This is a genomic window from Xanthomarina sp. F2636L, assembly GCF_026410195.1.
GTDB lineage: Bacteria > Bacteroidota > Bacteroidia > Flavobacteriales > Flavobacteriaceae > Xanthomarina.
In genome coordinates this window covers 369622-388918 of sequence record NZ_JAPMLM010000068.1, presented here as the reverse complement: position 1 = coordinate 388918, position 19297 = coordinate 369622, and the positions used below count along the sequence as shown (strand labels likewise).

General features: G+C 31.1%; 19 protein-coding genes. 11 read left to right on the top strand and 8 right to left on the bottom strand.

From position 1 onward, the window contains the following. Positions 1–32: 32 nt before the first annotated feature. The 5 genes from OS191_RS09200 to OS191_RS09180 all read left to right on the top strand — a co-directional run bounded on the left by OS191_RS09200 (position 33) and on the right by OS191_RS09180 (position 5301). The gene (locus OS191_RS09200) at positions 33–428 is read left to right on the top strand and encodes a DUF423 domain-containing protein (RefSeq protein WP_267155397.1); all 396 of its coding nucleotides are present in this window, start codon (positions 33–35) and stop codon (positions 426–428) included. 60 nt (positions 429–488) lie between these two features. After that, entirely contained in the window at positions 489–2099 is a 1611-nt protein-coding gene (gene pckA, locus OS191_RS09195) for a phosphoenolpyruvate carboxykinase (ATP) (protein WP_267155396.1), read from the top strand. A gap of 105 nt (positions 2100–2204) precedes the next feature. Then, on the top strand, positions 2205–3002 hold the full coding sequence (locus OS191_RS09190) for a T9SS type A sorting domain-containing protein (protein WP_267155395.1): 798 nt from the start codon (positions 2205–2207) through the stop codon (positions 3000–3002). 164 nt (positions 3003–3166) lie between these two features. Continuing rightward, the gene (locus OS191_RS09185) at positions 3167–4117 is read left to right on the top strand and encodes a T9SS type A sorting domain-containing protein (RefSeq protein ID WP_267155394.1); all 951 of its coding nucleotides are present in this window, start codon (positions 3167–3169) and stop codon (positions 4115–4117) included. A 209-nt stretch (positions 4118–4326) separates the two neighbouring features. Continuing rightward, positions 4327–5301, top strand: coding sequence for a T9SS type A sorting domain-containing protein (locus OS191_RS09180; protein ID WP_267155393.1), 975 nt, complete (start codon positions 4327–4329; stop codon positions 5299–5301). Positions 5302–5382: 81 nt separating this feature from the next. On the opposite strand, the gene OS191_RS09175 is transcribed toward OS191_RS09180, so the two are convergent. Next, positions 5383–6132: a uroporphyrinogen-III synthase gene (locus OS191_RS09175; RefSeq protein WP_267155392.1), complete on the bottom strand. Its 750-nt coding sequence runs from the start codon at positions 6130–6132 to the stop codon at positions 5383–5385. Positions 6133–6145: 13 nt separating this feature from the next. Then, entirely contained in the window at positions 6146–6799 is a 654-nt protein-coding gene (locus OS191_RS09170; RefSeq protein WP_267155391.1) for a DUF4271 domain-containing protein, read from the bottom strand. Between the two features lie 109 nt (positions 6800–6908). On the opposite strand from OS191_RS09170, the gene OS191_RS09165 reads away from it, so the two are divergent. Genes OS191_RS09165 through OS191_RS09155 form a run of 3 tightly spaced genes read left to right on the top strand, consistent with a single transcriptional unit; the run spans position 6909 to position 9443 of the window. After that, positions 6909–7634 carry a polyprenol monophosphomannose synthase gene (locus OS191_RS09165; protein WP_267155390.1) on the top strand — a complete coding sequence of 242 codons (726 nt, stop codon included), beginning with the start codon at positions 6909–6911 and terminating at the stop codon, positions 7632–7634. Position 7635: 1 nt separating this feature from the next. Beyond that, complete coding sequence (locus OS191_RS09160) at positions 7636–8976, top strand: dihydroorotase (protein WP_267155389.1); 1341 nt, start codon at positions 7636–7638, stop codon at positions 8974–8976. A gap of 11 nt (positions 8977–8987) precedes the next feature. Then, complete coding sequence (locus OS191_RS09155; protein WP_267155388.1) at positions 8988–9443, top strand: DUF4296 domain-containing protein; 456 nt, start codon at positions 8988–8990, stop codon at positions 9441–9443. On the opposite strand, the gene OS191_RS09150 is transcribed toward OS191_RS09155, so the two are convergent. Continuing rightward, positions 9440–10447: an NAD-dependent epimerase/dehydratase family protein gene (locus tag OS191_RS09150; RefSeq protein ID WP_267155387.1), complete on the bottom strand. Its 1008-nt coding sequence runs from the start codon at positions 10445–10447 to the stop codon at positions 9440–9442. The genes OS191_RS09155 and OS191_RS09150 overlap by 4 nt on opposite strands. 89 nt (positions 10448–10536) lie before the next feature. On the opposite strand from OS191_RS09150, the gene tyrS reads away from it, so the two are divergent. Next, positions 10537–11844, top strand: a complete 1308-nt coding sequence (gene tyrS / locus OS191_RS09145) for a tyrosine--tRNA ligase (protein WP_267155386.1) — start codon at positions 10537–10539, stop codon at positions 11842–11844. Between the two features lie 103 nt (positions 11845–11947). Here the strand turns inward: tyrS and OS191_RS09140 are convergent, their stop codons facing one another. The 4 genes from OS191_RS09140 to OS191_RS09125 all read right to left on the bottom strand — a co-directional run bounded on the left by OS191_RS09140 (position 11948) and on the right by OS191_RS09125 (position 16175). Next, positions 11948–12928: a LuxE/PaaK family acyltransferase gene (locus OS191_RS09140; RefSeq protein WP_267155385.1), complete on the bottom strand. Its 981-nt coding sequence runs from the start codon at positions 12926–12928 to the stop codon at positions 11948–11950. A gap of 84 nt (positions 12929–13012) precedes the next feature. After that, a complete protein-coding gene (locus OS191_RS09135; protein WP_267155384.1) occupies positions 13013–13900 on the bottom strand; it encodes a T9SS type A sorting domain-containing protein in 888 nt (295 codons plus the stop codon). Between the two features lie 104 nt (positions 13901–14004). Further along, entirely contained in the window at positions 14005–15726 is a 1722-nt protein-coding gene (locus tag OS191_RS09130; RefSeq protein WP_267155383.1) for a DUF6130 family protein, read from the bottom strand. 116 nt (positions 15727–15842) lie between these two features. Further along, positions 15843–16175 carry a T9SS type A sorting domain-containing protein gene (locus tag OS191_RS09125; RefSeq protein WP_267155382.1) on the bottom strand — a complete coding sequence of 111 codons (333 nt, stop codon included), beginning with the start codon at positions 16173–16175 and terminating at the stop codon, positions 15843–15845. Positions 16176–16370: 195 nt separating this feature from the next. Between OS191_RS09125 and OS191_RS09120 the strand changes: the two genes are divergently transcribed. Both OS191_RS09120 and OS191_RS09115 read left to right on the top strand, forming a co-directional pair. Further along, positions 16371–17054: a response regulator gene (locus OS191_RS09120; RefSeq protein WP_267155381.1), complete on the top strand. Its 684-nt coding sequence runs from the start codon at positions 16371–16373 to the stop codon at positions 17052–17054. Next, positions 17054–18091, top strand: a complete 1038-nt coding sequence (locus OS191_RS09115) for a sensor histidine kinase (protein ID WP_267155380.1) — start codon at positions 17054–17056, stop codon at positions 18089–18091. The genes OS191_RS09120 and OS191_RS09115 overlap by 1 nt, the downstream gene beginning before the upstream one ends. Here OS191_RS09115 and OS191_RS09110 read toward each other — a convergent pair. After that, positions 18065–19120 carry a glycosyltransferase gene (locus OS191_RS09110; RefSeq protein WP_267155379.1) on the bottom strand — a complete coding sequence of 352 codons (1056 nt, stop codon included), beginning with the start codon at positions 19118–19120 and terminating at the stop codon, positions 18065–18067. The two genes, OS191_RS09115 and OS191_RS09110, sit on opposite strands and share 27 nt — an antisense overlap. Positions 19121–19297 lie beyond the last annotated feature (177 nt).

Sequence of the window (19297 nt, the reverse complement as noted above, 5' to 3'; positions counted from 1 at the left end):
AAGGGTTTTAAAAACTCAATACCTAATTTTATATGAACAAAAAAATATTAATTTCAGCAACAATTTTAGGAGCTTTAAGTGTTGTTTTAGGAGCCTTTGCTGCACATGGTTTAAAAGAATTGATTTCAGAAACGGCCCAAAAAACCTTCGAGACAGGTGTAAGATATCAAATGTATCATGCCATTTTATTGTTGTTTGTTGGGAGTTCGGCCTATGTAAGTATGAGGTCTAAAAAAGTTGTTTTTTATTTAGTTCTTGTTGGTTTATTATTTTTTTCAGGTTCCATTTACGGATTGGCAACCAATGAACTTACAAGCTTTAATTTTAAAAATATTGGATTCATTACGCCCGTAGGTGGTTTATTATTAATTATTTCATGGATAATATTGTTAATAAACTTTTTAAAAATCAAGACTGATAATTCGTAAAATAGACGCTTACTTTAAAATAAAATTATAATTTTGCACTTTAAACAACACAAAACAATTATGGTAGATCATACCCAAGCATCCAATACTATTTCTTTAGAAAAGTATGGAATTAAAAATGCCAAAGTACAATATCAATTAACTCCACAACAACTTCACGATATTACCATAGCTAAAGGTCAAGGTGTAGAAGCATCTTCTGGAGCTTTAGCTGTTAATACTGGAGAATTTACCGGAAGGTCGCCAAAGGATCGCTTTATTGTAAAAGATAGTATTACAGAAGATCGTGTATGGTGGGGAAATATAAATATTCCATTTGAATCTGATAAGTTTCAAAAATTATATGATAAGGTAGTTGCTTATTTATCAGAAAAAGAAGTTTTTGTTAGAGATAGTTATGCTTGTGCAGACGAAAAATACAAATTAAACATTCGGGTTATTACTGAAACTCCATGGAGCAATATGTTTGCTTACAATATGTTTTTACGTCCTACAGAAGAAGAGTTAAAAAACTTTTTGCCAGAATGGACAATAGTAAATGCGCCAGGATTTATGGCGGATCCAGAAGTTGATGGAACAAGACAACACAATTTTGCCATTTTAGATTTTACTAGAAAAATTGCATTAATAGGAGGAACAGGATACACAGGAGAAATTAAGAAAGGAATTTTTTCTGCATTAAACTTTATTCTTCCTGTATTTAAAAACACTCTACCAATGCACTGTAGTGCTAATGTTGGAGAAAAAGGAGACACATCTATTTTCTTTGGTCTTTCTGGAACAGGAAAAACAACCTTATCTGCAGATCCAGAACGTAGGTTAATTGGAGATGATGAGCACGGTTGGACAAACGAGAACAAGGTTTTTAACTTTGAAGGAGGATGTTATGCTAAGGTTATCAATCTTTCTCAAGAAAACGAGCCAGATATTTATAATGCCATTAAGCCAGGAGCTATTCTTGAAAATGTGATTATGAATGATAAAGGTGAAGTGCAATTTGAAGATACATCCATTACTCAAAACACACGTGTAAGTTATCCAATTTACCACATTAATAATATTCAAGAATCTTCTATTGGAGAGAATCCTAAAAATATATTTTTCTTAACTGCAGATGCTTTTGGAGTGTTACCTCCAATATCAAGATTGAGTCCTGGTCAAGCTGCGTATCATTTTATTTCAGGTTACACTGCAAAGGTAGCTGGAACAGAGGCAGGAATTGATGAGCCATTACCAAGTTTTTCTGCTTGTTTTGGAGCGCCTTTTATGCCTTTACACCCAACAAAATATGCTGAGATGTTAAGTGCGAAAATGAAAGAAGCTGGTGTTAAGGTTTGGCTAATTAATACAGGTTGGACAGGAGGACCTTATGGCGTTGGATCTAGAATAAAATTAAAGTACACCAGAGCTATGATTTCTGCTGCGCTTAATGGAGATTTAGATGAAATAACTGAAGACACCTACAGAACACATTCTGTTTTTGGCTTAAAACAACCAAGAAGCTGCCCAGGAGTTCCAGACGAAGTGCTAAGCTCTAGAGCCACTTGGAATGATGATGAAGGTTATTATAAAGCGGCTTATAAACTATCTGAATCTTTTAGAGATAATTTTAAAAAATTCGAGGAATTTGCTAATGATGAAATTCTTGCAGGAGCCCCGAATATTAAATAATTTAACTGTTTAATACACATTAAAGTCAGCTATTTAGCTGACTTTTTTTTTGGTAGTAGCTTAATTTAAGAGTAATTTTATAGCCTAATTTTAAAATTGATAATTATGAAAAAAACTACTTATTTAATGGCAATTTTATTTGCTTTTTATTTACAAATTAATGCACAATCTATGGTTAATCCAGTGTCTGCAACTACAACATATACAGGCACATATGGAACTATTATTGAAAACACTTTTAATGGAGTTGGCCTAGAAACTCCAACTAGTTTAACGTCAAATCATGATCAAACTGATGAATATAATAGTTTTATTTCTACAACTGTTGCAGGTACAGTAGATTTTAACTTGGGTTCTTCTTATGATATTCAAGGATTATCTTTCTGGAATCAAAATGATGGAGGTCCGGCAACTAATTTTGGGGTAAATTCTGTTGCCTTTTTCTATTCTCTAGATGGCGTTACATATTTACCAATTTCTGGAGCTCCAACTACTTTTTTAGAATCAGCTCCAGGAGTATATGCACCTGAACAATTCACGTTTACAGCTGTAAGTGCTATTTACATCAGGATGCAAGTATTAACTAATCATGGTGAACCTTCGGGTTCAGGATTTGCAGAAATAGCATTTTTGGGAGAGCCAACACCTACTGTAGGAATTAAAGACCAAAAAGTAACAGCTTTTTCTATGTATCCTAACCCAGCATCTAACAATGTAGTTGTTTCTTCTAACTATGAAAAAGCCACTATAGAAGTTTACGATATGACAGGAAAGCAAGTTTTGAATAGAAAACTTAGTTTTGGTAATAATTCCATGAATGTGTCTGCACTATCTTCAGGGGTTTACTTGGCAAGATTTGTGTCAAACAATAAAATAGATACAAAAAAATTAATAATTAAATAGTGTCTACTATATAGAGTATTATTAAAAAGCAGCCAATTTTGGCTGCTTTTTTTTTGAATTAATTTCAATAAAAAATTAAAACTCCATACGACATAAGGTCTTGGTTTTCTTGGATATCAGTCAATAAAAATGTAATTTTATGGTTAGAACTAAAATTGATAATTATGAAAAAAACTACTTTTTTAATAGCTTTATTTTTTGCTTGTTACTCTTTAACCTACGCTCAATATACCTCTGTTCCGGATGCTATTTTTGAGCAAGCATTGATTGATGCTAATATTGATTCCAACCCTACAATCGATGGACAAGTATTAACTATTGAAGCAAATAACTTTACAGGAAGTATAAGTATGACTGGCTTGGGTATTCTTGATTTAACTGGTGTAGAAGCGCTTATAAATATGACAGGAATTACTTTTAATTACAACCCTGGAATAACAAGTGTAGATTTATCTAGTTGTACATCTTTAACTAGCGTAAGTGCTTTAGGTTGTGGAGGTTTAGCTTCTATTAATGTTACTGGACTTACAAATCTAACAGATTTAAACCTAAGAAGTACAGCCTTAACTAGTTTAGATGTAACCACGAATATAGCCTTAGAAAATTTGAACGTAAGAAAATGTAATCTTTCTAGTTTAGATTTAAGTCAAAATACAGCTTTAATTTCTGTAGATGCAAAAACAAATAACTTGACTTTTATGGATATGCGAAATGGTAATAATGCAAATGTGACAGCTTTTAATGCAGACTCTAATCCAAATTTAGAATGTCTTTTTGTAGATGACTCTGCTGAACCAAATTTATTGACTTGGATAAAAGATGCTAATACCAACTATGTAGAAACAATTGCCGAATGTAATACAATTTCAATAGATTCAGTGAATGACATAGCTTTCAATATGTATCCAAATCCAGCATTTAACTCTCTTTATATTACAACAAAAACTAATAGTGCAGTTGTTTCTATCTACAACATCACTGGTAAAGTTATATTAACCAAAACACTGTCTAAAGGAGAAAATGTTGTAAATGTTTCTGGCTTGGCTTCTGGTATTTATTTAGCAAGATTTGTTTCAGATAGTAAAGTAGACACAAAGAAATTAATAATAAAGTAAATTCAATTTTTAAATCATGTTTAAAGAGAGCAACTTATAAAGTTGCTCTCTTTTTTTATGCTTAGAAGAAGAGTGTAATATTGTTTTATCGGTTTTTTCAACATTTTTTAGCTTAAAGTGTTAATAATTAGGGTGTAAAACAGTTGTATTTTTTGATTCTATTGTAATGAAGTCTTAGATTTATAACTGCAAACTACAAACCTAAAATCATGAAAAAATATATTTATTTTCTTATTGCCTTTGTTGTATCCCAATCATACACCTATGCACAATATACGCTAGTTCCTGATGATAATTTTGAACAAGCCTTGATAGATGCTGGAATTGATTCTAACCCAATACTAGATAATCAAATTTTAACTTCTGAAGCACATGCTTTTAATGGAAGCTTAAGCATGACTAACTTAGGAATTTCCGATTTAACAGGAGTTGAAGCTTTTATTAATATGTTAGAAATTGTTTTTAATTATAATCCAGGAATAACTAATGTAGATTTATCAAGTTGCACCTCATTATTGTCTATTAGTGGCATAGGATGCTCAGGCTTAACATCTATTAATATTACAGGACTTGCAAACTTAACTACCTTAAATCTGAAAAATGCGGATTTATTTGCTTTAGATGTAACTACTAATTCAGCATTAAAAAATTTAAATCTTAGAAAAAATAGTATATCTAGCTTAGATTTAAGCCAGAATTCGGTCATAGATTATGTTGATCTTAAACTAAATGGATTAACCTATTTGGATTTGAGGAATGGAAATCAAGAAAACATGCTGCATTTCGATTCAGACGGTAACTCAGATTTAACCTGTATTTTTTTCGATGATGCTTCTCTTATTGATAGAGACAGGCATATTGTATGGTTTATTGATGATGCTTCTTTCTGTTTAGTAGATAATGAAGTAGAATGTGCTTCATGTATGAGCACCTTATCCGTTAACGATACTGTAGAAGTAACATATAATATGTATCCAAATCCTTCAGATAATTTAGTGCATATAGCCACTAAATCAGATAATACGATATTTAGTATATATCATATTACAGGAAAAACTATTTTGACAAAAACTCTAAATCAAGGAGATAACTTAATAGATGTTTCTAATTTCGCTTCTGGATTGTATTTAGCCAAATTTGTGTCAGATAATCAAATTGCTACAAAGAAGTTAATGATTAAATAAAGAATGTGTGATAACATAATTATGGAATAAAAAAAGAGCAACCATTTGGTGGCTCTTTTACTTTATATATTTAATAAGAAATTATTTCTTTTTATTGGTGTCATTAATATATTTCTCCAAGGCCATTGTCATAGAAGGTGTTTCTGGCGATGGTGCAGAAATATCTACACGTAAACCTTTGTCTTCAGCAGCTTTAATAGTTGTATTTCCAAAAACAGCTATACGTGTATCGTTTTGTTTAAAATCTGGGAAATTATGAAATAAAGAATCAATTCCAGAAGGACTAAAAAACACTAGGATGTCATATAAAACATTGGCTAAATCAGATAGGTCGCTAATAACAGTTCTATAAAAAACAGCTTCTTTCCAATTAACACCTAATTCGTTTAAGATTTTTGGAACCTCTGTTTTTAATTTATCTGTAGTCGGCAATAAAAATGTTTCGTCCTTATACTTTTTAATTAAAGGAGATAACTCAGCAAAATTTCGTTTTCCAACATAAATTTTACGTTTTCTATAAACTACATATTTCTGAAGATAATAAGCAACAGCTTCCGATTGACAAAAATACTTCATGCTATCTGGAACTTTAAAGCGCATTTCGTCTGCAACTCTAAAGAAATGATCTACGGCATTTCTACTTGTCAATATGATTGCTGTATAGTTTTTTAAATCAACTTTTTGTAATCTTATTTCTTTTGCATCAACTCCTTCGACATGAATAAAAGGTCTAAAGTCTATTTTAACTTTTTGCTTTTCCTGAAGATCAAAGTAAGGCGAATTTTCGATTTTAGGTTCGGGTTGAGACACTAAAATTGTTTTCACTTTCATAGGCTAGTATGTATTAAACTTTGTTTTCTATAAGAACCTTGTATAATATAAAATAAGGTCCAATTTCGAGTGCGCAAAGATATAAAATAAAATAGAAAAAATCTCTTTTAATTAAATTAAGATTTGATTTATAGGAAGTAAGCAAACCTATTGTGTTTATAATACCTAAAAAGATAATGACACTTAAAACTATGGCCTTATTTGGTACAATGCTAAAAAGTAAAATAATGTTAATGGGAATTAACACCAAACCTAAGAAATTTTTATAGCTAATTTTTTGAAACAAGTACTTGTCTATTAAGTTATCTATGCTAAAAAGACTTCCAATAAGTCTTTCAAGTAGAACTTTAATTAAAATAAAAATACCAATACTTAGCATTAATTTTAAAATAAAAGCAATAGATATTTCAAGGTTTTCAAATAAGGTGTTATAACTAATATAGCTAAAAATGGAAACAGAAAAAAGTAGATTTAAAAACAAAAGACCATCAAATAAGTCTATAAATTTTTGATCTTTAGAATAGACTTTTAAATAGCTTGAATTAATTAAAATTGAAGCAAAATGATTAAATCTTTTTTCAAATAATAATTTAGTAATAGCCACAAAAACAAGGCTAATGACTATTAATATAATGAAAAAATCGTTCGAAAATACGGGACGTAGCATCTTGTAAAATTATTATAAAAAATAATACTTATTTCATATTTTTTAAGGAATATTTAAAAAACTATCTCTTTTAAATAGTTTACATTTGTTGAAATTATACACTTTTTTAATGAACGACGCTATTGTCATTATCCCAACCTATAATGAAATTGAGAATATAGAAGCTATTATCAAAGCTGTATTTTCTCAAAATAAGGCATTTCATATTCTAGTGGTAGACGATAATTCGCCAGATTTAACAGCCACAAAGGTACGTGAATTACAGCACGAATTTAAGAACAAATTATTCTTATTAAATAGGGAGAATAAAACAGGCTTAGGCACAGCATATATTGCCGGATTTAAATGGTGTTTAAATAAAGATTATCAGTATATTTTTGAGATGGATGCCGATTTTTCGCATAATCCTAACGACTTAATCAAACTTTATAATACCTGTCATTTAGACAAAGCGGATGTTGCAATAGGATCCAGGTATATTAATGGAGTGAATGTTGTTAATTGGCCAATGAGCCGAATTTTACTATCTTATTTTGCTTCAAAATATGTCAGGTTAATTACCCGAATGAAAATAGAAGACACAACAGCTGGTTTTGTTTGTTATAAAAGAGTTGTTTTAGAAACCATTAACTTAGATAAAATTGAATTTGTTGGTTACGCCTTTCAAATAGAAATGAAATTCAAGGCTTATTTAAAAAAGTTTCAAATAGTTGAGGTTCCTGTAATTTTTACAGATAGAAAAAAAGGGAAGTCTAAAATGAGTGGAGGAATTATTTCCGAAGCTATTTTTGGCGTTATAAAAATGAAATTAAAGAGTATTTTCAATAAGAAATAATATGAATACCATACTAATTAAAAATGCAAGGATAGTTAACGAAGGAGAGGTTTTTGAAGGAGATATTCTTGTGGAAAACGATATAATTAAGGAGATTTCAAGTTCTATTAGTGCTAAATCTTCTAATGTACATATTATAGATGCAGAAGGGAATTATGTTATTCCAGGAGTTATTGATGATCAGGTGCATTTTAGAGAACCAGGATTAACACATAAAGCAACTATTGAGACAGAATCTAAAGCAGCTTTAGCAGGTGGGATTACGTCTTATATTGAAATGCCAAATACCAATCCGCAAACAACCACCATAGAAGCTTTAAATGATAAATTTAAAATTGCTTCAGAGACATCCTATGCTAACTATTCGTTTATGTTTGGTGGCACAAACGATAATCTGGAAGAGATATTAAAAGTAAATCCGAAAGAAGTTGCTGGTTTAAAATTGTTTTTAGGTTCATCAACAGGAAATATGTTGGTGGATAATCCTGAGGTTTTAGAAAAGATATTTTCAAGTACAGATATGATTATTTCTGTACACTGTGAAGACGAAGCCACAATTAAGGCCAATTTTGAAGTGTATAAAAAAGAATATGGAGACGACATTCCTGTTAAACTTCATCCACATATTAGAAGCGATAAGGCCTGTTATATTTCCTCATCAAAAGCTATCGAGTTGGCAAAAAAAACGGGAGCTAGATTACATGTGTTTCATCTTTCAACAGGAATAGAAACTAAGTTGTTTTCAAATAAAATTCCTTTAAAAGATAAAAAAATTACAGCTGAAGTTTGTGTGCATCATCTCTGGTTTAGCGAAGAAGATTACGACACCAAAGGTACTTTGATTAAGTGGAATCCGGCAGTAAAAACAGCCAAAGATAGAGATGCGCTTTGGAAGGCTCTCTTGGATGGAAGGATAGATGTGCTTGCAACAGATCATGCTCCACATACCATAGAAGAAAAAAAGCAAGTTTATACAAAAGCCCCATCTGGTGGCCCATTGGTGCAGCATGCTCTAGTTGCTATGTTAGAAGCACATCATAAAGAAAAAATTTCCTTGGAACAAGTTGTAGAAAAAATGTGTCATAATCCAGCCATATTATTCCAAATTGAAAAACGTGGTTTTATTAAAGAAGGTTATTTTGCCGATTTGGTGATTGTAAATCTTAACAAACCCTGGACCGTTAACAACCAAAATATTTTGTACAAATGTGGGTGGTCTCCTTTTGAAGGAACTACTTTTAAATCTAGAGTTACACATACCATATTAAATGGACAATTAGTGTTTGAAAATTCTAAATTTAGCAAAGTTAAAAATGCTAAACGATTAACTTTTAATAGATAAAAGTCTCATTGATGAAAAAAATAATAATCGCTTTAACGCTGTTTGTTTTTATAACGTCTTGTTATAATTCTGAAAAACCAAAAAAGCCTAAAAATTTAATTTCTAAGGAAAAGATGGTGGATATCTTAATGGATGTATCTTTAATAAATTCAGCAAAAGGGATTAATAAATCTATTATTGAAAACAATGACATTGTTCCTGATGCATTTATTTATTCCAAACATCAAATAGATAGTACTCAGTTTGTTCTTAGTAACGAGTATTATACATTCAATTTAAAGGACTATGAGCAAATTATTAATAAAGTAAACGATAGTCTAAAAACCTTAAGGGATACGTATAATACTTTAGTGGAAAAAGAACAAAACGAAACAAGAAAAAACGATTCCATAAAAAGATCTAAACGGAAAAATAAAGGGTTTCTAAAAGAGGATATAATTAAAACAAAACCCTTAAAAAATAATTAATGTTCTTTTAGAAAAATAGATGAAACTTCTTCAATACTCTTATCTATTGGCTTAAATTGATACTGTAACTGTGTTTTAATTTTTGTGTTATCAAAAACAGATTTAGACACCAAGGTTTTCGCTAGTTGTTTGCTGATAGTTCTGCGTTTTCCAGTTAATAAGTGGTTTGCCCAATCTAATCTCCAAGCTATATTTAATAAAAATGGGCCAGCTTTTTTGGTTGGTGCTTTTACATTTAATGACGTAGCAATCTGTTCAATAAATTGCTTATAAGACCAGTTTTCTGCCACTAGAATAAAATTGTCATTTTTTACATGACTTTCCATGAGTTTTATCATGCAATTTACTACATCAAATACAGCTATATAACCTACCGCACCTTCTGTGTAATGCGTTAAGCCGTTATAAACTTTTTTAAAAATATTTCCACTACCATATTTCCAAATACCAGGACCTATAATAACACCAGGATTTACTATTACGGCATTTAAACCTTCCTGAGTACCACGCCAAACCTCCATTTCTGCACCATATTTTGTAATCCCATAAACACTATTGTCAGCTTCAGAATTCCATGGTGTTCTTTCGTTTGCTTCTTTGGTATTTATTGTTTTTCCAATGGTTGCAATAGTGCTTACATAACATAATTTTTCAACATTATTTGCAATACAAAGGTTAACAATATTTGCTGTGCCTTCAATATTGGTTTTTCTTAATACATGGTATTTATTAGGTTCAAAAGAAACAAATGCAGCACTATGGTAAACATGTGTGACGTCTTTAAAAGCTCCACTTAGCAAAGGAATATCTGTAAGATCTGCTTGAATCCATTCAATTTTATTGAAAAGTTCGTCTGGATTTTCACAATAATAAGAAAACACTTTTTTAACTATGGATAGTTTTTTTTCATTTCTATAAATAGCTCTTACAGCTTTATTTTCTTGTATAAGTTGAAACAATAGATGCGATCCAACTAATCCAGTACCTCCAGTTACTAATATCATAAAACTAAAGTAAAGAATTATTAATAAAGAGATAGTAATTATTCATTGATTTTTATCTTTGTCCAAATTAAATGATTAAAACTGAAATAATGGCTAATAAATTTGTTGAAGATCTACGCTGGAGAGGAATGGTACACGATATCATGCCTGGAACTGAAGAACAATTAAGTAAAGAAAGTACGACTGCTTATATTGGTTTTGATCCAACGTCAGATTCTTTGCATATTGGAAGTTTGGTTCCTATAATTCTATTGGTACACCTTGAAAAAGCTGGTCATAAACCTATTGCCTTAGTTGGTGGAGCTACAGGAATGATTGGAGATCCTTCTGGGAAAAGTGATGAACGTAATCTATTAAACGAAGAGGCTTTAAACAAAAATGTAGAAGGCATTAAACGCGTTTTATCTCGGTTTTTAGATTTTGATTCCCAAGCAGAAAATGCACCTATTTTAGTTAATAATTACGATTGGATGAAAACCTTTTCATTTATCGATTTTGCCAGAGATGTAGGAAAACGAATAACGGTAAACTACATGATGTCTAAAGACTCGGTTAAAAAGCGCTTTTCTGGTGAAGAAGGAAGTGTTGGCATGTCTTTTACAGAATTTACATACCAATTAATACAAGGTTACGATTTTTACCATTTACACAAAAACTACAATTGCTTGTTGCAAATGGGAGGAAGCGATCAATGGGGAAATATTACAACAGGAACCGAATTGGTAAGGCGAATGAATGTGAACGAACAAGCCAAAGCCTTTGCTATGACTTGTCCATTAATTACCAAAGCCGATGGTTCCAAGTTTGGGAAAAGTGAAGGTGGAAATATCTGGTTGGATGCAGACAAAACATCTGTTTATAAATTCTACCAGTTTTGGTTGAATACAAGCGATGATGATGCTGAAAAATATATTAAAATATTTACTTTTTTAGATAAGGACAATATTGTTAATTTAGTGGAAGCACATAAACAAACACCACACTTGCGTTTGTTACAAAAGCGTTTGGCCGAAGAGGTAACAACCTTTGTACATTCTAAAGAAGATTTTGAGAATGCTGAAAAAGCTTCGAATATTCTTTTTAGTAAAAGCTTTAAAGAAGATATAAAAACCTTGGATGAAGGAACTTTTTTAGATGTTTTTGAAGGTGTACCACAGTCTGAAGTGTCTCAAGCAGATTTAAACCCAGGTTTAGACATGATTGCCGCACTATCTGCTAAAACTAACTTTTTAGCATCTAATAGCGAAGCTAGAAGAGCCTTAAAAGAAAATGCCGTTTCTGTAAATAAAGAAAAAGTGGATGAAAATTATCTGCTAACTTCAGAAGACTTAATAAATAATAAATACATCATTCTTAATAAAGGGAAGAAAAACACGTATATTATTAAAGTGGTTTAAAATGAAAATCGTCCCGATAAAATCGGGACGATTTCTGCTAAAAAATAACTTAATCAAGTGTCACTTTCTTTGGGTTTTGATTAGTCCTGAAAACTCAATTGCCTTACAAGGCCATTAGGTTACATCCTCTAATATCCGAGTTGTCGAATCTTCCAATAATCTCAAAAGTACCATTATTACAAACACGACCTAAGTCTTGTGTGGCAATAAACGAGCAGGAATTTACATTTGCTAGATCTATAATGTTAATACCTCCAGTTCTATTATTTTCTAAAATAGTTAAGGCATCTTCTGTATCTCTAGCAAATACTTTCATAGTTTTAGAACATTCAAAAATGCCATTGCCTTTTGAATAAGCCTGACTTAATAATTCGGTCATACCATATTCACTATGGATTTGTGTTACTCCAAATCCTTCTTTTAAAATAGAATGGAGTTCCTCTCTCACCAATTCTTTACGTCTACCTTTCATGCCTCCAGTTTCCATGACTATCGTATTCTTTAATTGAAATTGATGGGTTTCTACCAAATCTAAAAGCGCAAAACTAACACCAATTAAAAGAATTTTTTCGCCCTGAGCTTCCAATGCTATTAACGTATCTTTTAATTCTGAGAGATTATCTAAATAGAAGCCACTTTTAGGTTTATTAGATTGCTGTATTAAGGAGTCGACCATATAAATTAAAGAAGAGCCATCTCGTTCTAAATAGCTTGGTAATAAAGCTAATATGGTATACTCTTCTATATTGCCATAAAACTGTTTAAAACCTTCGTTAAAACTGGTTTCATAAATATCTAAATTGGTTACAAGGTGTTTGCTTGTTATACTTCCTGTAGTTCCAGAACTAGAAAATATTTTTTGAACATCTTCAGTTGAACTTAGGATGTCATGAGTTTTAAAAAACTGAATAGGGAGAAAAGGAATGTCTTTTATAGAAGTAATATCACTAGGGTTTTTATATAGTAAATCGCAAAAAGAACGATACACAGCATTGTTCTCAAATTGAAATTTGAAAACTCTTAGCGCAAGTGTTTCAAATTCTTTATCGCTATCTATATTAAATATTTCTGCTGCGTTCATCATAAAGTCTAGTCTAGACAAATGTAGATAAAATAAAAAAGCGTTACCAATTTTGATAACGCTTTTAAAATGTATTATAACAAATACCTATCTAACCACTAATTTTTTAGTGATTGTTTGTCCATTTTGAGATATGTTCATGATGTAAACACCAGTAGTTAATGTAGATACATCAAGTCTGTTATTGTTTACAGTATTGTTTAAAACTTGTTTTCCTAAAATATCAAAAACAGCAACTTGAATAGTGTCATTAGTTTTGCTAGTAATATTTACAAATCCAGTTGAAGTTGGGTTTGGGTAAATAGAAAATGTATGTAAAGTATCGTTTTTAATAGAAAGTGTTGGATTAAAACCGCAACTAGGTAATGTAATAGGGTTGTTGTCTCCAATCCAATTTGATGGGTCTATTAAAGCTGTTCTAATTTCAGCTACAGTACCTGTTGTTGTAGTACAATTGTAATAAGCATTATCAACTTCAGGATCAATTGCTAATGAATAACCAATTAATGCTGTTGGTTGAGCTGATGTGTTAGAAGAAGTAGCATCAAGATCCCAATCTCCATTCATTTGAATGCCAGCGTAAAAACCAGATTCGTTTCCTACAGAAGGAACATTATTAGGGTCGTAAGCAAATAACTGATCACCAGAACCAGATAGAGCCATAGAGCTAGTAATAGTTCCAATATTAACTGTTCCATTTGCATCAGACACAATAATTTCAGTTCCAGCATTAGTAATAGTGGCAGGAGAAGTCCAAGTTGCAACCCCTTCATTAGCTCTAAATCCACCAGTAGCTAGCCAGCCATTGTCTGTAAACTCTATAGATGTACTTGCTGGAATATCAACTAAGACTACAAATGAAAAACTATCTGGGGTATCAGATTGATATCCAGTAAAAGCTATATCACCAGTTGCTAATTGAGCATTTATTGTTAAAGAAAAAAGAGTAAATAATAAAAAGTAAATGTGTTTCATAAGAAATAGTTTTAGGGTTAAATTTTAAAAATAAGTGGCAAAGATATCACAAAAAAAAGACTAGCATTCATGCTAGTCTTTTTAAATTGTAAGAAAATTTCTAACTACTTCACCACTAATTTTTTAGTGATAATTTGTCCGTTTTGAGAAATTTTCATGATGTAAACACCAGTAGTTAATGTAGACACATTAAGTCTGTTATTGTTTACAGTATTTTTTAAAACTTGTTTTCCTAAAATATCAAAAACAGTTACATTTATAACATCATTAGTCTTGCTAGTAATGTTTACATATCCAGTTGAAGTTGGGTTAGGATATACGTTGAAAGCCGTTGCTTCTACTTGAGAAATGGATAAAGTTGAAGGAGTAACATCAGTCCAAGATGTTCCTATTCTTAATTCGTCCATAATCATAAATGGCGTTTTTGTATTATTATCTTGTCTAATCAAAAACTGAGTAAATGTATTTCCAGACGAAGAAGAAGTATCATTTAAATCAGCAGCAGGTTCAGCTCCACCTAAAGTAGGATTAACCCATGCGTTTACTTCATTATTGTCTATATCATAATTAAATACAACAAAAACAACGTCGCCAACATTATGGTCAGTAGTATTTATGGCAGTTAAAGCCGCTCCACTGCTCACTCCAATTCTGAAAGTTGTTGCACTTGTAGGAGAAATCCATAATCTACCTGCATAATCTCCACCATCTGTTCTTAAAACAGCAAAATATCCATCGATTGCAGAAGTATCAAGAGCGTCTACTTGTAACATAAATGAAGAGTAAATTTTTCCATTAGATGTAGGTGTGTAATCAACAACTGGATCTGCGCCAGAACCATCAAAAGAAATTGAGTTACCAGAACCGTTTAAAGTGGAGTAAGATAAATTCCCTGCAGAAATCACAACATCGTCTCCAGAAAAGTAATTAGTCCAAGCAGATTGATCAGCTAAATTTTCTCCGACAGTGTAATCAAAATGTTCGGATAAAGGTAAAGCTTGAACTTCATAAACAGTAAAAGTTACATTTGCAGTTACGGGAGGTGTTAAGGGGTTATGCGAATTGTCAACCAATTCTAAATCTATTGTATGTGATCCTGCTGATAAACCAATTAAGTTTATTGGGTCTGTATCATATTTCATAATATTAGCCCCACCATCAACATTATAATGTATGTGTCCATCAAAACCACCACTTGTGGGTCCAACATTAAAGTTTTGTACACTAAGTTCAACTGATACATCTGGACCAGGAACATTAGAACCATTAGTAGGAGAAACAACACCTAACGTAGGTACTGCCGTAGCTTCTTGAAAAAAAGAAAGATCGTCCCAATAAACAACAGCAGAGCCATAAGTTCTTAATTCAAAATAAAAATTATCTGCAGTAGCTGGAGCTGTTATTGTTGTAGTGTATTGTGTCCAAACATTACCATTGTTGTCAAAATATGCGTTTAAAGGACCTCTTAACTCATCCGCATTGTCAGAGAGGTTACTTGAGCCATTTTTCCAATAACTCCAAATTCTTGCGTCTGTACCGTCACCAAATGCAGCATCAACTTTATACCATAAAGAAACAGTGTAAGAGGTTCCAGGGATAATACCTGAAACAGTCTGTCCTAAATCGCTAGTTCCACCGGTATGTTTTGCCGAAAAAGTACCAGAATGCACTTCAGTAGATTCTTGATCTACCATTTCCACTTTAGTCCAACCTGTTGGAGTGTTTGGATCGTCCCAACCCTCTAAGGTTCCATTAACTAATAATTCTTGTCCAAATGAGAAAGAAACTGTTAATAAACTAAATAATAATAAGTAAATTTTTTTCATAATTGATTGTTTATATAAAATAATTAGGTTAGCAAATATAAGAATTTATTGACTAAAAAAAATCAGAAACAGCAATTAGTTAGCTATTTTACAATTATATAACATGAAATTGTTAATTACCTAATAACTAGCTTTCTTGTTGTAGAAATGTTGTTTTCGGTTATCTTTATAATATAAACTCCTGCTTTTAGCTTAGATACATTAAGTTCTTTTTGTAATAGAGTAACCGTTAGAATGGTTTTTCCTAAAACATTGTAAATTTCAATTTGTTTGGGATCGTTGTTTTTTGAAGTAATATAAACTATTCCTTGACTAACAGGATTTGGATAAATGGATAAATCTTCAATTTGTGAAGTTTCGTTTATAACCAAATCGTTGGTTTGGCTAAATCCGTTTAAGCTAAATAGCATCAATGCCATTGTTAAAATAAGTAAGTATTGCTTTTTCATAAAAAACAGGATTTATATAAAGTTACTAAATATTGACAAAAAGTGTACCAAAAAAGTGTTAAACATGCTAAATAGTTGTTCGTGTTAAAAGAATGTAAGATTCGTGTTACCTAATTGTTATTTGTTATTGTTTAGGTTTTGGGTAATTGTTAATAATAGTATCTTTACCATTATAATCAAGGAAACCCGAACTATATGAATGAAAAGGATATTAAAATTCTTTTAGTTGATGATGAGCCAGATATTTTAGAAATAATTGGATATAATTTATCCAAAGAAGGCTACCAAATCATAACCGCTGAAAATGGTATAAAAGCTATAAAAAAAGCTAAAAAAGAAAAACCCCAATTAATTATTCTTGATGTTATGATGCCAGAAATGGATGGTATTGAAGCTTGCGAAAACATTAGAAAAAATCCAGAACTAAATAATACTCTCATAACGTTTTTAACTGCTAGAGGAGAAGATTATTCCCAGGTTGCTGGATTCGATGCTGGAGCCGACGATTATATAACAAAGCCAATCAAGCCTAAGTTGTTAATTAGTAAAGTGAAAGCTTTGTTGAGACGATTAAAGGAGGACGATTCAGGAGAACCAATTATTAAAATTGGTTCATTAATTATTAATAGAGAAGAATATAAGGTAACCTACCAAAACAAGGATATTGTTCTGCCAAGAAAAGAATTTGAATTATTATCATTATTAACGTCTAAACCAGGAAAAGTATTTAAGCGTGATGAAATTTTAGATAAAGTTTGGGGAAATGAAGTCGTTGTAGGAGGAAGAACCATAGATGTTCACATTAGAAAACTCAGAGAAAAGATTGGAGACGATTCTTTTAAAACAGTTAAAGGCGTTGGATACAAGTTTATAGATTAATGCAAAATATTAAAAAAACATATAAATTCGCTATTAAAACAGCGCTCTATATTACCATTTTGTCAACACTCCTTTTGAGTGTTTTTTTGTTTTTTGGTGGTAATTTATCTTATTATATTTTACTTTATGCTGTAATTAGTTTTATTGTTTGCTTTTTTATTATTCAATATAGATCCGAACGTTTTATTTACAGACGTGTAAAAAAAATCTACGACGATCTTACTTTGTTGGAGTCAACCTCTATAACTAAAAAACCTATAACTACAGATATGGCAACACTTACTAAAGAAATTGATAAGTATGCTAGAGATAAAAAGTTAGAAATTGAATCGCTAAAAATTAGAGAAGAATACAGAAAAGAATTTATTGGCAATGTCTCTCACGAGTTAAAAACCCCTTTGTTTACAGTTCAAGGTTATTTATTAACGCTTATTGATGGTGCTATAAACGATAGTAATATTAGAGAAAAATATTTAGGCAGAGCAAATAAAGGAGTGGAAAGGCTAATTTATATTGTGAAAGATTTAGATATGATTACCAAATTTGAAGCTGGAGATTTAAGACTTAACATCACCACATTTGATATTGTAGAGGTTATAAAAAATGTGTTTGATCTGCTTGAAATGAAAGCTGCAAAGAAAAAAATAACCCTAACCTTCGATGTTGATTACACAAAACCAATTCTAGTAAATGCAGATATAGAGCGAATTCAGCAAGTTTTGACAAACCTGGTTGTAAATTCAATAAAGTATGGTAGAGAAAAAGGAACTACAGAAATCAGTATTGAAAACCTGATTAAAAACAAAGTCATAGTTAGAGTTACAGACAATGGAGAAGGTATTGCAGAAGGAAATTTATCTAGAGTTTTTGAACGTTTTTACAGAATAGATAAAAGTGGTTCCAGAAAAGAAGGTGGTTCCGGCTTAGGCTTATCCATAGTGAAACATATTATTGAAGCCCATGACGAAAAAATCTATATTGAAAGCGAGCTTGGAGTAGGAAGTGAGTTTTCATTTAGTTTGGAAAAGGCTGAATAAACTTTGATAATCGATAGGTTTTTCAAAATGGCTTAATCCTTTATATTCAGATGTTTTTTCGAGTTTAGATAATTTAAAATCGTCTTGTTTGCAACTTGGAACTAATTGTAAACGGTCCAATCTTTTAGCTAAATATTCTTGTTCAAATTGTCCTGGAGTTGGAATAAAAAAAGCTTGTTTTCCTAATTTTGCTAAATCCATAATAGTGGTGTATCCAGACCTAGAAAGAATCAGCTTACTTGCGTTTAAAGAATTTTCTAATGTATTACTGGTCATAAAATTATAAAGAGTCAGATTGCCTGTTTTTTCAATTGTTTGATGCGCTTCAACAACACCTCTTACAAATAATACCTTTCCAGAATAATGTTCTAACTCTTCTAGTAATTTTTTTTCAAATAAACTGCGTTGAGGTTCAGGGCCAGAAAGCAATACCATAATATCATACTCAATCACTTTCTCTTTTTTTGAAAATCGGCTTAAAGGTCCAATATATTTTACTAATAAATTTTTGATATCTCCATGACTAAGTTTTCCACCTAAATTAGGAGCTGTTTTAGAGTCTGGAACCCAACATTCATCAAACCTTCTAATATATGTTTCATGTAATTTACTGCTAAACCAAGTGGTATTACCGCTTAAAACTTGCAACTGATGCGTTATAAATACACTTGGTATTTGTTTGTTAAAAGCACCTAATCTATTATCAGATATAATTCCATGAATATGTTTTGTTTTTATAAGATTAGCTATAACTTTTTTTTCTGCCTTAATGGCTTTCAATAATTTTGGTGCATGTTGTAATAACTTCAGTTTAAATAAATGTTTGTTTTTTGGATAAATTATATGGTAGGAAGGAAGTTCAAAATGTTCCAAATTGGGAAATTCTTTTTTTAATATTTCCAGAGCCATCCCATCACTTGCAATTACTGGAGTGAATTTGTTTTCAATTAAAGCATTAATAATTGGAATGCACCTTGTAGCATGACCCAATCCCCAATTTAAAGGCGTAATTAAAATTCGTTTGTTCATTTGATATTTTATCACGTGTCTTTTGAAAACAAAAGTCAGGCTTTATGCTAAATTATTTCATTATAAAAACAAAAAGGATATGGCAGCAATCGGTCACGCTTATTATAATAAAAACAAAGATAAGGATATTACCACTTGCATATATTTCCTTAATTTTACCAAATTATATTTTAATAG